Origin of the sequence: Halalkalibacter suaedae (assembly GCF_017939705.1) — a bacterium.
Lineage (GTDB): Bacteria > Bacillota > Bacilli > Bacillales > Bacillaceae_D > Halalkalibacter > Halalkalibacter suaedae.
In genome coordinates this window covers 198,063-212,670 of sequence record NZ_JAGKSQ010000005.1, presented here as the reverse complement: position 1 = coordinate 212,670, position 14,608 = coordinate 198,063, and the positions used below count along the sequence as shown (strand labels likewise).

The window sequence follows — 14,608 nt, the reverse complement described above, 5'->3', positions numbered from 1 at the left end:
TAAGGAAAACATAAAAAAGAAACTCAAAGGGAATTGAGCCATTGAGTTTCTACTAAATTTATTTTAAATTAGATTTTCTTAAAAGAATCATTGCCATATAAGATAGGGTCGAAAATAGTACTGAGATGATAAGAGCATGTAGCAATCCAACTGATATTACTTCATTTTTCGTAAACACGACTGAAACTCCACTAATTAACTGGGCACATACAAATAGGAATGAAATAATACTCGCCCACATTAATACTCGTTCTGATTTAAAATGACGAATGGTCCATATCATTAAAATTAATAAAAATACTAACAGTAATGTTCCAGCAACTCTGTGGAAATAGTGGACACCAATAGGTCCTTCAAAACCAGGAAAAACTTGTCCATTACATAAAGGAAATCCAGAACATGCTAATGTAGCTTTTGTGTGCTTCACATATGCACCTGTGTAGATAACTGCGTAACAATACGTAATAACAAAGAAGAAGTAATATTTATACCTTTTTGAAACGGTAGCAACTACATGACTAGCTTTTGAATCTTCAAACGCTAAAATGGTTAACAAGACTACTGCTGCGAGAGACATAGCTGAAATACCAAAATGTAGGGCAAGTATCGCTTTTGATTGTCCAAATACAACCGCTCCAGCACCAAGTAAGCCTTGGAAAATAATAAGGATAACGGCAGCAATTGCCATTGCTTTTGCTTCTTTCACATGCTTCAATTGCTTCCACGACCATAGAGCAAGAATAATAATAAGGATACCAACTAGACCTGAAACAATCCGGTGGCTATATTCAATGATTGTGGCGATCGCTGGGTTTGTCGGAATAACTTCTCCAAAACATAGAGGCCATGTTGCACCGCAACCTTCTCCTGAACCAGTTTTAGTGACAAGAGCACCTTGTAAAAGGACAATTAGAACACCAATCGAGGTTAGGACACCAAAAAATTTCAATTTTTTATGCATTCACAACACCTTTCTTCTATAAAAAAGTAATAATATGTGCTAGAGTTAGCAAAGGTAATTGTTTGCTTACTCATTGATCTTATGGACAAACCGTATAAAAGTCAATTTTACGAGAGTGACTAATTTGTGGCAATGACTAAATGTGAAGAAAATGTGAAACTCATGATTTTAATGAAACTAGATAGAATTTGAGATATAATGTGTCTGTACTAGTTGTTAGGTGTAAATGCACCTAATTTATTTTTGTAGAAGGATCGTGTTGGTTACTCTACAAAGGAGGTGAAGATATGATGAATAAGACCAATACAGCGTTTGAAGCAACAGAAGTCATCGGTTCGGATTCATCAGTTGCTGTTCATCAGCAGAAATCATGGAAAGATTATCTTGTGCTTGCAAAGCAGGGGATTGTCACGTCCAATTTGATTACGACATTTGCCGGTATTTATTTAGCGGCTGTCTATACGAGTACAGGAATTGGTGCTCATTTTGCACAAATGCTTTTTGCATTAGTAGGAGCAGCACTTGTGATGGCAGGTGGCTGTACGTTAAATAACTATATTGACCGTGATATAGATCATATTATGGAGCGGACAAAAGATCGTCCGACTGTAACGGGACGTTTTTCTGCTAATCATGTTTTACTAGTTGGCTTAACACAGGCTGCGCTTGGATTAGGATTTTTGGCTTTAACAACTGCAACAGCGGTTGTAATCGGGTTAATTGGTTTGTTTATCTATGTTGTTCTTTATACAATGTGGACTAAGCGAACAACAACACTGAACACGATTGTAGGAAGCTTTTCTGGAGCTGTTCCACCATTAATTGGTTGGGCGGCAATTGACGGGGGACTTCACACGTATGCGTGGTTATTATTCTTTATTATGTTTTTTTGGCAACCGCCTCATTTCTTAGCACTTGCAATGAAGCGTGTTGAAGAATACCGTGCTGCTGGTATCCCAATGCTACCGGTTGTGGCTGGATTTGAAATGACTAAGCGACAAATGGTTGTCTATGTTGCGGCACTTTTACCTGTTTCTTTAATGCTGTATCCTTTTGGAATCGTTTATACGATTATTGCAGCGGTTCTTGGTTTAGGCTGGTTAATTATAGGAATTGCTGGTTTTATAATGAAGGACGATATTAAATGGGCTAGGTATATGTTTGTGTATTCGCTTAATTATTTAACGATTCTTTTTGTTCTTATGGTTATTGTCCATATATAATAGTAGATGAACAATAACTAAAGATATATTACTAAAGAGATTATGTTACGAAAGTGAGGTTGAATTGACAGATGAAACTTTGGAAAACTGTTAGGCGTTTTCTACCTCTTTCATTGCTCGCATTCGTACTAGCGGGCTGTGGGGAGACGAATTTAACTGCCCTTGATCCAAAGGGACCACAATCACAATGGTTATTTGATAATATGCTTCTATCATTGTATATCATGGCTTTTGTTACGATTGTTGTCTTTGCTATCTTTTTTATCATTCTTGCAAAATTTCGTCGAAATCCTGGTGATGACGAAATTCCTAAGCAAGTTCATGGGAGTACTGCCCTTGAGATTACATGGACGGTTATTCCTATCATCTTGTTAACAATTTTAGCGGTTCCAACAATTACAGGAACGTTTATGTTAGCAGATAAAGAACCAGATCCAGAAGTTGGTGAAAATACAGTTTCAATTAAGGTAACTGGACATCAATTCTGGTGGCAATTTGATTATGAAAAAGAAGGATTTACAGCCGGTAATGACGTGTATATTCCGGTAGGAGAAAAGGTTATTTTTGAACTTCATGCACAAGACGTACAGCATTCGTTCTGGGTTCCTGCACTTGGTGGTAAAGTTGATACCATTCCTGGTATTACTAATCACTTATGGTTAGAAGCAGATGAGCCTGGCGTATTTAAAGGGAAATGTGCTGAGCTTTGTGGTTCTGCACATGCTTTAATGGACTTTAAAGTTATTGCTTTAGAGCGTGATGAGTATGATGCATGGGTTGAGGGAATGACAGCAGAAGTTCCTGAACCGACAGAAACACTAGCACAGCAAGGTCGTGCTGTATTTGAAGAGAACAGCTGTATTGGCTGTCATGCTACAGGCGGAATGGGTACGGCTGCAGGACCTGCACTAAGTAATTTTGGAAATCGTACGACGATTGCTAACTATCTTGAGCATACTCCAGAAAATCTGGAAGCTTGGATTCGTGATCCTAAAGGACTTAAGCAAGGTGCAGTTATGCCTGCATATCCTGCAATGAGTGATGAGGATATGGAAGCACTTATTGCTTACTTAGAATCATTAACAATTGACTAAGAAGGAGGTTAACCCTTTGGCTACACAGAAAAAGGAAAAAAGCGTCGTCTGGGATTGGTTAACAACAGTTGACCATAAAAAGCTAGGCATCATGTACTTAATTGCCGGGACGCTTTTCTTTGTAAAAGCTGGTATTATGGCATTATTTATGCGTATCCAGCTCATGTATCCTGAGATGAATTTCTTAAGCGGGCAAACCTTTAATGAATTTATCACAATGCATGGGACAATCATGCTATTTTTAGCGGCTACGCCTTTATTATTTGCCTTTATGAACTTTATTATCCCGTTACAAATTGGAGCACGTGATGTTGCCTTTCCATTTGTAAACGCACTAGGTTTTTGGATCTTCCTTGCAGGGGGATTACTGTTAAGCATGAGTTGGTTTTTTGGAGGAGCACCAGATGCTGGTTGGACAGCATATGTACCACTTTCAAGCCGTGATTATGCAGGCGTTGGACTTGACTTTTATGTGTTGGGTTTACAGGTAGCGGGGATTGGTACACTTGTATCAGGGATTAACTTCCTAGTTACGATTATTAATATGCGTGCACCTGGAATGACAATGATGCGATTACCATTATTCGTATGGACATCTTTTGTTACTTCAACACTAATTTTATTCGCTTTTACGCCACTTGCAGCTGGCTTAGCACTACTTATGTTAGATCGTATTTTTGATGGACAGTTTTTTATACCAAGTATGGGCGGTAACACAGTTTTATGGCAACATATTTTCTGGATCTTCGGACACCCAGAAGTATATATTCTAGTATTACCTGCTTTTGGTATTATTTCTGAAGTTATTCCTGCGTTTTCTAGAAAGCGTTTATTTGGTTACACTGCAATGGTTTTTGCAACAATGATTATTGCCTTCCTAGGCTTCATGGTTTGGGCTCACCATATGTTCACAGTTGGTATGGGGCCTGTAGCAAACTCAATTTTTGCTATTACGACAATGACAATTGCAGTACCGACAGGAATTAAGATTTTCAACTGGCTATTCACGATGTGGGGCGGTAAAATTACCTTTAACACATCAATGATGTTTGCATCATCTTTTGTACCTACCTTTGTACTTGGTGGGGTAACAGGGGTCATGCTTGCAATGGCTCCAGTAGACCATTTATACCATGACACATATTTTGTTGTTGCTCACTTTCACTACATTATTGTTGGTGGTATAGTTCTTGCATTATTTGCTGGTTTATTTTACTGGTATCCGAAAATGTTTGGACATATGTTAAATGAAACTTTAGGGAAGTTATTTTTCTGGATTTTCTATATTGGTTTCCATTTGACATTCTTTGTTCAACATTTACTTGGTTTAATGGGTATGCCACGTCGTGTGTTCACATACTTACCAAATCAAGGTTTAGAATTATTTAATTTAATTAGTACAATTGGTACATTCTTCATGTCTGCTGGTGTAATTCTATTAGTGATTAATGTTATTTACTCAGCATTCAAGGGTGAACGTGTAACGGTTGCTGATCCATGGGATGCTCGTACACTTGAGTGGGCAACGCCAACTCCAGTTCCTGAGTATAACTTTGCTCAAACACCACAAGTTCGTTCATTAGATCCATTGTTTTATGAGAAAATTCATGGTGATGGCACGATGAAGCCGGCAGAGCCTGTTGGAGATATTCATATGCCTAATGGTTCAATCCTTCCATTAATCATGTCAGTTGGTCTTTTCTTTGCAGGGTTTGGTTTTATTATGATGAACATGGAAAATCCAATTATTAATCCTTGGATCGTAGCGATCGGTGGATTAGCAATTACATTTGGTGCAATGTTCGTCCGTTCAGTTAAAGAAGATCATGGTTATCATATCCCAGCATCACAAATAAAAGCAGACCTTAAGAAAGGAGGTAACTAGAAAATGGCGGGTACAGTTGATACTTCAAAAGGGCTTCCCTCTCATCCTGAGAGAGCGACACTTGAAGGGAAAAACAAATTTCTCGGTTTCTGGTTCTTCCTTGGTGGGGAAACAATTTTATTTGCAACATTCTTTGGTACATTTTTAGCACTTCGCAACGGAATTGCTGATGGACCATCTTCACAAGAGATGTTCCATCTACCACTTGTTTTTATTATGACAATGATTCTTTTAACAAGTAGTTTAACAAGTGTATTAGCAATGTTCGCTATGAAAAAGAACAAGTTTACATCGTTTAAAATTTGGATGTGGATCACAGTTCTTTTAGGAATTGCCTTTATCTCATTTGAAATTTATGAGTTCTATGAGTATGTTCACAAAGGCTTTGGTTATTCAACAAGTGCTTTCTCATCTTCATTCTATACACTTGTTGGTTTACATGGTGCTCACGTTGCTTTTGGTCTAAGCTGGATTATTGTGCTTTTGCTTCGTTATAATAAGAGTGGAATCACTTTAACAAATGCTCCTAAGTTCTATGTGGCAAGTCTTTATTGGCACTTCATCGACGTTGTGTGGGTATTTATCTTCACAGTCGTCTATCTTATGGGAGTAGGAGGTCATTAGAATGGCAGATCATTTAAGTCAACCATTTGAAAAAAGTGCGATGACAAATGAGGAAAAGCGTCAGATTAACAAGGAAATTAAAAGACAAATTGTTGTATTTGCCTTAATGATTTTCTTAACGCTGTTGTCTTTCCTAGCTGTTGGTGCTGACATCATACCTCGTTCTTTTGCAATTCCATTTATTTTGATTCTTGCTGTTATTCAATTTGCATTACAGTTACTTTTCTTTATGCATTTGAAAGATAAGGATCACGGTTGGGCTACTGCATTTATGATTTCAGGTATTTTTGTAACAGTACCTTCAATTGCAGCACTTATGTTATTGATTGGTGTAGTTAAATACTAATTAGTAGTAGGTAGGCTCCCATCTCAATTTGAGGTGGGAGCCTTAATAATTGTTTAACACGATTGTTCATAAGATTGTAAAATGGTTCAAATGTGTATCTAATCAAACATCATGTATAATAGAGGAAGTAAGGCATGAATTTTTAAGAGGAGTTGTCACAATGGAAGTAACAAATGGATCACATAAAAAACGTAATTATAAACCTGCTATTATCATTATTACTATTCTTATTAATGGCTTGGTTGCTTTATTGGCTGGGTTACCAGGGGTAGAGAACTTTGATGCATTTGATGTTAAGATTTTGCCAATGCTTAATGCAATTTTTAACAGCTTCACATTCTTATTTTTAGTCGGAGCATTAATTGCGATTCTTCGAAAAAATGTAACCGTTCATCGTAGATTCATCTATGCGGCTTTTGGTACGACCACGCTTTTCCTTGTTACGTATGTAGCCCATCATTTTTTAGCGGAGTCGACTCCATACGGTGGTGATTATGCAGCAATTTATTACTTTATATTAATTACCCATATTGTTTTGGCTGCTGCAATCGTTCCATTAGCACTTACTGCCGTAGCTCGTGCATGGAATATGGAAAATGCTCGTCATCGTAAGATTGCAAGATGGACAATGCCGATTTGGTTATATGTTAGCTTAACAGGAGTGATCGTTTATTTAATGATTTCTCCATACTACTAAAACTAAGTTGAGGTAGAATATAAGATTTAAAAGCTTGTCGACAAAGTCTTTGTAAAAAGACAGGGGACAAGTTTTTATTTTTAGTTAGTAGAGGGTGTTTAGTCTAGTTTTAGAATTAATGTTAAAGGGTGACTCATTCAGGTTTAATTATCAACCTAATTGAGTCACCCTTTTTCCTATATTTTGAAGTTCATTTTAATGATACCAGCTTCCTTGGCAGAGGTAAATGCAATAACAATTAATGGTCCGATGACGAATCCCATCATACCAAACATCATTAGTCCTAAATACATAGCAATCAAAGTAGCTAGTGGTGACAAGCCAATTTGTTGACCCATGACTTTAGGTTCAACAGTACGTCGTATAATTAACAGTACAGCTGCTAAAACAAGAAGCTGTGTGCCTGTTGTCACATCACCAGCTATCAGCTGAAAAATAGCCCATGGAGCAAGAATAACAATTGATCCAATTAGTGGTATGAAATCAATGATCCAAATAATAAAGGCCATCAATAGTGCGAATTCTGGTGCAATGAAAAGTAAGCCTATTAATGAGACGATGAAAATAATGATACTTACTAGAAATTGTGCTTTCAAGAATCCCCACAAGACGTACTTTAGTCTGGATGTCATAAAATTAACTTTTTCCTTTGTTCTTTCAGAGAAGTACGTGAATGTCTTTTGCTTCAAAAGAGGCAATTCTAACAGAAACAAAAACAAGGCAATTAGATAAACGATAAATGTGACAAGGTAACCTGGAATACTCGAAACGACTGACGCTAAATCATTTATAAAATTGCGATTTCCGATTGTTTCACGAATTTCATTTAATGTATGAGTTACATTGATATTGATCTGTCGTACTAGATCTGGTGGTAGGTTATCATAATTCTCCTCAAAATCTCGTTGGAAATTTAACCAAGAGCGATTAATATCATTAATATGCTGTGGTAAATTTTCGATGACCTGTGTGCCTTGAGTTATAGCTTGTGTTACAACATAGTAGCCTGCAAATCCAATAAAAAAGACAAATAGGGTGAAGACGAGCGTTACTGCAATATTCCTTCTTACCTTCAACCGGTGGTGAAGAGAGTCTACAGCAGGTGTAAGAATTAGTGCTGTGATGAACGCTGTAACTATCGGAATTGATATAGGTAATATAAAATAAGCTGCAACGATAATCGCTGTTAAAATTAGGATAATAATGAATGTACGTTTCGTTATGAATGCTGCCAATGTTGGACTCCTCTCTTGATCAACTTCTCTACTTCCATTATAGTATGAACATTCTTACATGAACAGATAATAGCTTTAAAATTCATAACTATGTTATACTCATTCGAGTAATTGGTTTTTATTGTTGTAACAATTGGGGTGGGAATGTTGAAAAAAAACTTATGTTATGTCGTACTAGGTATCCTAATGATTGTCACACTTATCTCTTGTCAAGCTAATGAGGAAGAAACACAATTAACAGTTGCAGAAGGTGAAGAAGCTCAGGAGTTATCTGATTTTGTTACCCGCTACAAAGTAACAATGATTGATGCTGTAAATACAGGTAATTTTAATGATCTAGAGCCATTTTTAATTACCAATAATAGCTTCTACCATTCAGTACGGAGATATGTTAGTGATCTACATGGAGAAAATTCTTCAAAAACATTAGATGATTTTGAAGTCGAACAAGTCTATGTTGGCGAAGCTGGTGAATATTTTGTCGATGGGACTGAGTCTGTTACCATTATTAGCAGTAATGGAAGCGAAGAACATATTGATCGGAAAACTCGTTTTGAAATTATTCGTCCAACTGAGTCTACTTCGTTACGAATCGAGACAATCAAAGAGAGAAAATAGGACAACAAGGAATCAATCCTTGTTGTCCTATTTTATACATCTGTGTTATTTTCAAGGTTTGTCTTTAGAAGCTCAAGCTTCTTATTGCATTTATCAATAATTTGTTGAGAGAAAATCTCTCCTTCATATTCAACGCCATGTGGATAGTAATGCTTACCTAAGATAGGAGTCATCAGTTTAACAATACTATCATCTTTAGGGATTTCACCTTTGATCGCATAAACAGGTACTCTTAGGTAATAAACATCACCCTGGTTTACGATCTTGTAATCAAACATTGCACGTTCATAATCCCATTGTCCTGCGTGCACAAGACCAATCGATTCGCATGCATAACGAAGTGTTTCAAATTTAATTTCTTTATCTGCTAGTTCTATATGATCAAATCTCAAAGTAAATCCGCCTCCAATTATCTTTTATGTACTCTACTTATGATAGTATGAATCGCCTCCTGTTGCAACGCAAAATGGTGAATGTTTTATGGATAATGATTTTCTTCGACAAGTTCATGGTCAATTATGACAGAAGGTTACATTGTTAGAGAGAGGAAAGGACAATGCACAATGCGAATTTGTTAAGAGGAAGAAAAACGAGAGGGGTATATGTATGAAAAAGAAATATCTCATATTTGCCGCACTATGTCTTTTAATCGCATTACTCTATATTGAATCAAATGAAGATCATTTCATTCAAAAATTGCTACAAAATGAGAAAGAGGTCGAACTTGAAGAGGAACTGGCTGAAGAGACAGTTACTGTTGTAGAAGAGGAACCAGAAGTGGTTCAAGAGAATCAATTGCAGTTAGCAGGTAGTGAACGATTAATCGGATTGTCAGAAGAAAAAACGATTGAAAGATTTGGAGAGCCAAACAGAAAGGATATCTCTGCTTACGGTTATGAGTGGTGGATCTACCTTTATCCTGAGCAAACAAATACGTATTTACAGATTGGTATTGAAAATGGGGCAGTAGTTACAGCTTTCTTTTCAGGTGGAGTAAACGGAGAAATGTTTTCGCTAGGAGATACATATGATTCGATTAATAAGGCACTCACATTTCAACAATTAGTTGATGTGAAGACAGAAAAAGGGGATTATCAATTTGAACTGAGTGAAGATGATTTGAAGATGCGTCCAGTTATAGAGATAGAAAATGCATGGGTACAATTATATTTTGATATACATACTAAGCAGCTATCGAGTGTTCGGATGATGACAGCAGAAGTCTTTGTTTCACAAAGACCTTACTCGGTATCTTATATAGGTGAAGCACCTAAACGACCTCAATTAACTGAGGAACAATGGACTTTAGTTGAAAAGGGTGAGGCTAAACAAATATTTGATTACACAAATATCATTCGAGATAGACATAACCTAGACGCTTTTCTCTGGGAGGAAGATGTGTCCAACGTAGCCTATCAACATAGTAAGGACATGAGCATTAATAACTACTTTTCTCATACCTCTCCTACATTCGGAGAGGTCGCTGATCGCTTCTCAAGTGCCGATATTCCTTATCGCTTAGCTGGAGAAAATATTGCAGCTAAGTATGTCGATGGGATCGCTGCTGTTGAAGGTTGGTTGAACAGTGAGGGACATCGAGTGAATTTATTACACGAGGAATTTACTCACCTTGGTGTCGGTGTTTATCAAGATTACTTCACACAGAATTTTTACACTCCTTGGCCTCTTTAGTAACACTGGGCAAATGCTTAGAACATCGGACTAGGCATTTGCGTATAGTAGCAATAAAGAGTGTAAGGAGGCGATGAGATGAGTTCGGAAGGTTTGCATCCATCAGTTCAGCAGTTTAAAGAATTTATTAAAAAAAATCCACATCTTTTAAAAGAGGTAAAAGAAAAACGAAAAAGCTTGCAAGAGCTTTTTGAAGAGTGGTCGGTTCTTGGTGAAGAACACGAGCAATGGAAGAATAACACGGACGAAGCTGGCAAGGATGTTGGTGGCAAAGCTACAAAGGAAGAATCGACTGCGAAAAAGTCCAATGCTTCAGACTCACTAGGACAAATTATGGGGGTTTTGAAACGCCTGAATGTTGAAGATCTCCAAAATCACTTAGGTCAATTTAGTTCGGTACTTACTAATGTTCAGAATGTGATCCAATCATTTCAAAAACCATCGAATCCACCTAATCAAAGACCACAGGATCACCCATTTTCCTTTCGAAGAGATTAGATCATAAGGAGGATTAAGATGAGAGTTGAGGTCCAACAATTTCTGGCAGAACGTCAAGAGTTACGCTATTTTATTAGACAAAATCCTAACTGGTACCGTAAGCTTAGTCGTGATCCAAGTCAGGTGGCGATTTTAGAAAAAGAAGCGAATCAATTTTATGGGCGTACATTACCCCAACGGGTCGAAAAGGTGCAAAATTCGCTGAGCTTGGCAATGATGATGATTGAGATGTTGAAAATGGGGCAAGCGACACCAGCTAATCCCCAAGGACCTGCTGAGTAATTTAGCTAGGTCCTTTTTTTTGTTTTGGGATTAATTATACATAAACCGAACAGGAGAGTGAAAAGCTAGTGTAAGAGGAGGTTTTTGTTATGAAATACTATCTCTTGGCTTTTATTTTCTTTTTGAGCTATTGCCCTATTGTATCGGCGGAAAGATTTGATGTTGTAGAAGTGAATCCTTTAAGTAGTGTCGGAATAGTCAAGGTTCAAGCAAGTGGAAAAAACGAACTTATTGTTGAACATAATCTGTCTAGTGAAAGTATATTCATTGAGTGCTTTATTAATGGGTTCACGTTTAGTAAGGAGCATGAAGGATCACTTCCACAGGAGGGAGAGGGCCATATTAGATTGTATGTTGAAGACAATCATGTGGCCACATTATTTCAACCTGCCTTTTATATTGAAAATCTTCAAAGTGGAACGCATGAGATTAAGATCATGGTTGTAAATAATGACCGCTCCCCATACGAAGGTCTAGAGGAAACGTTAGTAATTACGATTCCATAGTGTCTTTTAAATATTTATAAATATGTTGTTCTACAGAAACACCTAATTGCTGAAACCCTTGATTTCCAAAGAGAGTATTAAATTCCAAGAAATAAAATTTCCCTCCAGCAGACACGAGGTCAAAGCCAGCGTGATTGACACCGAGAGCTCTCGCAGTGCGCCTTACAAGATCAATGGCTTCCTCAGGAATATCTTCAAATGAAATTCGAGCACCTTGAGCTACATTAGTTCTAAATGTATTACGATCATTAATACGCCAGTAGGCAGCAATAACTTCATCGCCTACGAAACAAATACGAAGGTCGCGATCAATTGGCAAGTATTCTTGTACATAGAAATAGGGATTATTCTCAGCATATTCATTAAACTGTTTATGATTTTCAATGAGAAATACACCCTTTCCCATAGAGTTTCGAATTTCCTTTGCGACAAAGGGAAAAGGAAATTCTGCAAACACACGATTAATATTATCATGATTACGCCCTAAAATAACTGTTTTAGGAACGTGTTCGGGGACAACGCTCCATAAGCCGCGTGTCACTTCAATTTTATTAAATCCTAATTGAATCGATTGAATACTTGGAAATATTTTCTTCTTCATTCCGTAAACAAGCGAGTTCACTTGCCAATTCTCAGGGAATAAGCAAACATCTGCTTCATCGATTTTTTCTCTTTCTTCAAACATATGCTCTGGTTTTACATATTTAATTCCTGGGATACCGATTGTACGAAAAGGATTAAATGTCACAATATTCATCTAAGGATGCACCTTTCTTCTTTACAATAAATTGACGAGTGAATTATAGACGTATAATGGGGGGATTGTCAATGATTGCTGTAAGACTTGGTTATGTAGCGATGAGTGTAATGCTCTCAAATGCTTCTCCTTCGCAAACGATGACTGTCAAACAATTTGAACAAATTTCAAATAGGGAGGCTGCGATTCGGAAACTTGAACGAATTGCCCGATCCAACATTGAGAATTGTCTTAGACTGCTTAAGCATAATAAAGCTCATGATATTACTTTTTTTCGTCTATCCTCAAAATTAGTTCCACTAGCAGACCATCCACTGACTGAAGGCTGGCGCTATGAAAAGGCACTTGCAGATTCACTAAAAGAACTAGGTGAATTTATTAGACAAGAAAAAATGAGAGTTGATTTTCACCCTGATCATTTCGTTGTTCTTAATAGTTCTTCAATGGATGTACACAAACAATCGACTAAGTCACTAATTCCCCATTTAAAATGGTTAAAGGGGATGGGGATTGATCCAATGCATCGCTGTGTCTTGCATATCGGTGGTAAGAAGCAGGGGAAAGAAAGTGGTCTAGAACAATTTATTGAAAATTTCGGTCTCATTCCATCCTCTTTACAAAAGATGGTGATGATTGAGAATGATGATGTTTCCTATACTGTTGAAGATGCATTGTATTTAGGTGAAAAATTAAACGTTCCAGTTGTATTTGATCTCCACCATTATGATGTTAATCATGAATCTCTTGAGCTGCTAGCTTTGTGGAATAGGGTTGTTCAGACATGGAATCAGAGCCCTCTGCCAGTGAAAATGCATATCTCTAGTCCAAAAGAAGGGGAAAATGATCGTCGCCATCATGACTTTATTGATGCTGAACGATTCTACCGATTTCTGACATTAATTGATGGGAGTGTTCCGCACTTAGACGTCATGATTGAGGCAAAACAGAAGGATGCTGCCTTACTTCAATTAATGAAAGATCTAATGTCATTCAAAGGAATTGATGTTACATCTCAAGCATCTTTCACATTCTCTAGTTGATTAAATGCTCTGTGGTTTTTTAATTGGTTAGAGACGTGGTATACTACAACGGTAGGAGGTGTCCAAACATGCTAGCAACTATGAAAACAATGGAACTATTAGACCACACAGATGAATTATCTCAAGCGGTGGTACAATCAGAGCCATATGAGCAATACATTCAAGCAAAGCAAGCATTACAGTCTGATTCGGTTGCCCAGGAACGGATCAACCGGTTTAATAGCATGAAGGATCAATACGAAGACATTCAACGATTCGGGAAATACCACCCCGATTACGATAAAATTTCGACAGATATTAGGAAATTAAAACGTGAAATGGACCTAACGGAAACCGTCATTGCGTTTAAGAAAGCTGAAAAAGAACTTGAGACGATGCTAAACGAAATTAGCGAAATTATCGCAAGATCCGTATCATCAACGATCAAAGTCCCAACTGGTAACCCATTTTTCGACAATATGTCATGCAGCGGTGGCTGCGGAAGCGGAAGCTGCGGATGTAAATAGATAGAACGAAACCGGTCGCACTATACCAGTTTCGTTCTATCGCAGCGAAGAGAAGCCATTGCCAAGGTATTAAAACGATTGAGTGAACTTCTCAAGAGTGTGGCAATGAGCGAACGAGCTGAGGTCGCACTATACCGGTTTCGTTCTATCACATCATTGTGTATTGCTGTCACCCTATGATCGTGCTAGACTAAGACTAACTTCACTATGTAGATTGAGAATAAAGGAGAAGTCATTATGATAGATGCAAAGCGTCAAGGGGTGGCTGTGTGGTTAACATCATTGAAATTCGCAAGACAGCTTCGTCGCTTCGGTCATGTGCATTACGTGTCAAAGAAGATGAAGTATGTTATTTTTTATTGTGATCAAGACAAAGTTGAAGATGTCGTTGAAAAGCTACAATCCTTTCACTTTGTGAGAGATGTAAAACCGTCCATGCGTCCATTTATTGCAACTGAATATCAAAACGCTAAGCCAGATAAAGCGAAAGAGTACGATTATAAGATGGGAATTTAGAAGATATAGGAAAGGTCTCTAAAAGGTCAATTGCTGACCTGATCGAGACCTTTTTTTATTTTAAGAAAACAGGAGGAAATAGCTAATTTTGATTAATAAAACGGTGATTACCACCAATTAAAGCTAAA

At 37.4% G+C, this 14,608-nt stretch carries 18 protein-coding genes; 14 read left to right on the top strand and 4 right to left on the bottom strand.

Going from position 1 to position 14,608, the window contains the following annotated elements:
* Positions 1–58 precede the first annotated feature (58 nt).
* Positions 59–961: a COX15/CtaA family protein gene (locus J7W16_RS13575; protein WP_210597858.1), complete on the bottom strand. Its 903-nt coding sequence runs from the start codon at positions 959–961 to the stop codon at positions 59–61.
* A 290-nt stretch (positions 962–1,251) separates the two neighbouring features.
* On the opposite strand from J7W16_RS13575, the gene cyoE reads away from it, so the two are divergent.
* The 6 genes from cyoE to J7W16_RS13545 all read left to right on the top strand — a co-directional run bounded on the left by cyoE (position 1,252) and on the right by J7W16_RS13545 (position 6,830).
* Positions 1,252–2,184 carry a heme o synthase gene (gene cyoE, locus J7W16_RS13570; protein WP_210598041.1) on the top strand — a complete coding sequence of 311 codons (933 nt, stop codon included), beginning with the start codon at positions 1,252–1,254 and terminating at the stop codon, positions 2,182–2,184.
* A gap of 71 nt (positions 2,185–2,255) precedes the next feature.
* Complete coding sequence (coxB, locus tag J7W16_RS13565) at positions 2,256–3,278, top strand: cytochrome c oxidase subunit II (RefSeq protein ID WP_210597857.1); 1,023 nt, start codon at positions 2,256–2,258, stop codon at positions 3,276–3,278.
* A 16-nt stretch (positions 3,279–3,294) separates the two neighbouring features.
* A complete protein-coding gene (ctaD, locus tag J7W16_RS13560; RefSeq protein WP_210597856.1) occupies positions 3,295–5,163 on the top strand; it encodes a cytochrome c oxidase subunit I in 1,869 nt (622 codons plus the stop codon).
* A 3-nt stretch (positions 5,164–5,166) separates the two neighbouring features.
* Entirely contained in the window at positions 5,167–5,787 is a 621-nt protein-coding gene (locus J7W16_RS13555) for a cytochrome (ubi)quinol oxidase subunit III (protein WP_210597855.1), read from the top strand.
* A gap of 1 nt (position 5,788) precedes the next feature.
* Positions 5,789–6,133, top strand: a complete 345-nt coding sequence (locus J7W16_RS13550) for a cytochrome C oxidase subunit IV family protein (protein ID WP_210597854.1) — start codon at positions 5,789–5,791, stop codon at positions 6,131–6,133.
* A 160-nt stretch (positions 6,134–6,293) separates the two neighbouring features.
* Positions 6,294–6,830, top strand: coding sequence for a DUF420 domain-containing protein (locus J7W16_RS13545; RefSeq protein ID WP_210597853.1), 537 nt, complete (start codon positions 6,294–6,296; stop codon positions 6,828–6,830).
* A 176-nt stretch (positions 6,831–7,006) separates the two neighbouring features.
* On the opposite strand, the gene ytvI is transcribed toward J7W16_RS13545, so the two are convergent.
* Positions 7,007–8,065, bottom strand: coding sequence for a sporulation integral membrane protein YtvI (gene ytvI, locus J7W16_RS13540; RefSeq protein WP_210597852.1), 1,059 nt, complete (start codon positions 8,063–8,065; stop codon positions 7,007–7,009).
* Positions 8,066–8,212: 147 nt separating this feature from the next.
* On the opposite strand from ytvI, the gene J7W16_RS13535 reads away from it, so the two are divergent.
* Positions 8,213–8,683 carry a TcaA NTF2-like domain-containing protein gene (locus J7W16_RS13535; protein WP_210597851.1) on the top strand — a complete coding sequence of 157 codons (471 nt, stop codon included), beginning with the start codon at positions 8,213–8,215 and terminating at the stop codon, positions 8,681–8,683.
* A gap of 32 nt (positions 8,684–8,715) precedes the next feature.
* Here the strand turns inward: J7W16_RS13535 and J7W16_RS13530 are convergent, their stop codons facing one another.
* The gene (locus J7W16_RS13530; RefSeq protein WP_210597850.1) at positions 8,716–9,075 is read right to left on the bottom strand and encodes a YugN family protein; all 360 of its coding nucleotides are present in this window, start codon (positions 9,073–9,075) and stop codon (positions 8,716–8,718) included.
* A 214-nt stretch (positions 9,076–9,289) separates the two neighbouring features.
* Between J7W16_RS13530 and J7W16_RS13525 the strand changes: the two genes are divergently transcribed.
* The 4 genes from J7W16_RS13525 to J7W16_RS13510 all read left to right on the top strand — a co-directional run bounded on the left by J7W16_RS13525 (position 9,290) and on the right by J7W16_RS13510 (position 11,661).
* Positions 9,290–10,375, top strand: a complete 1,086-nt coding sequence (locus tag J7W16_RS13525) for a CAP domain-containing protein (protein ID WP_210597849.1) — start codon at positions 9,290–9,292, stop codon at positions 10,373–10,375.
* A gap of 78 nt (positions 10,376–10,453) precedes the next feature.
* On the top strand, positions 10,454–10,873 hold the full coding sequence (locus tag J7W16_RS13520) for a YlbD family protein (RefSeq protein ID WP_210597848.1): 420 nt from the start codon (positions 10,454–10,456) through the stop codon (positions 10,871–10,873).
* Positions 10,874–10,891: 18 nt separating this feature from the next.
* Positions 10,892–11,155, top strand: a complete 264-nt coding sequence (locus J7W16_RS13515) for a YlbE-like family protein (RefSeq protein ID WP_210597847.1) — start codon at positions 10,892–10,894, stop codon at positions 11,153–11,155.
* 89 nt (positions 11,156–11,244) lie between these two features.
* Positions 11,245–11,661, top strand: coding sequence for a hypothetical protein (locus tag J7W16_RS13510; protein ID WP_210597846.1), 417 nt, complete (start codon positions 11,245–11,247; stop codon positions 11,659–11,661).
* On the opposite strand, the gene J7W16_RS13505 is transcribed toward J7W16_RS13510, so the two are convergent.
* Entirely contained in the window at positions 11,648–12,418 is a 771-nt protein-coding gene (locus J7W16_RS13505; RefSeq protein ID WP_210597845.1) for an ATP-grasp domain-containing protein, read from the bottom strand. The genes J7W16_RS13510 and J7W16_RS13505 overlap by 14 nt on opposite strands.
* Positions 12,419–12,492: 74 nt before the next feature.
* On the opposite strand from J7W16_RS13505, the gene uvsE reads away from it, so the two are divergent.
* The 3 genes from uvsE (at position 12,493) to J7W16_RS13490 (ending at position 14,480) form a co-directional block, all read left to right on the top strand.
* Complete coding sequence (uvsE, locus tag J7W16_RS13500) at positions 12,493–13,458, top strand: UV DNA damage repair endonuclease UvsE (RefSeq protein ID WP_210598040.1); 966 nt, start codon at positions 12,493–12,495, stop codon at positions 13,456–13,458.
* A 68-nt stretch (positions 13,459–13,526) separates the two neighbouring features.
* Positions 13,527–13,964 carry a YlbF/YmcA family competence regulator gene (locus J7W16_RS13495; RefSeq protein WP_210597844.1) on the top strand — a complete coding sequence of 146 codons (438 nt, stop codon included), beginning with the start codon at positions 13,527–13,529 and terminating at the stop codon, positions 13,962–13,964.
* 237 nt (positions 13,965–14,201) lie between these two features.
* A complete protein-coding gene (locus J7W16_RS13490) occupies positions 14,202–14,480 on the top strand; it encodes a YlbG family protein (RefSeq protein WP_210597843.1) in 279 nt (92 codons plus the stop codon).
* Positions 14,481–14,608: the final 128 nt, after the last annotated feature.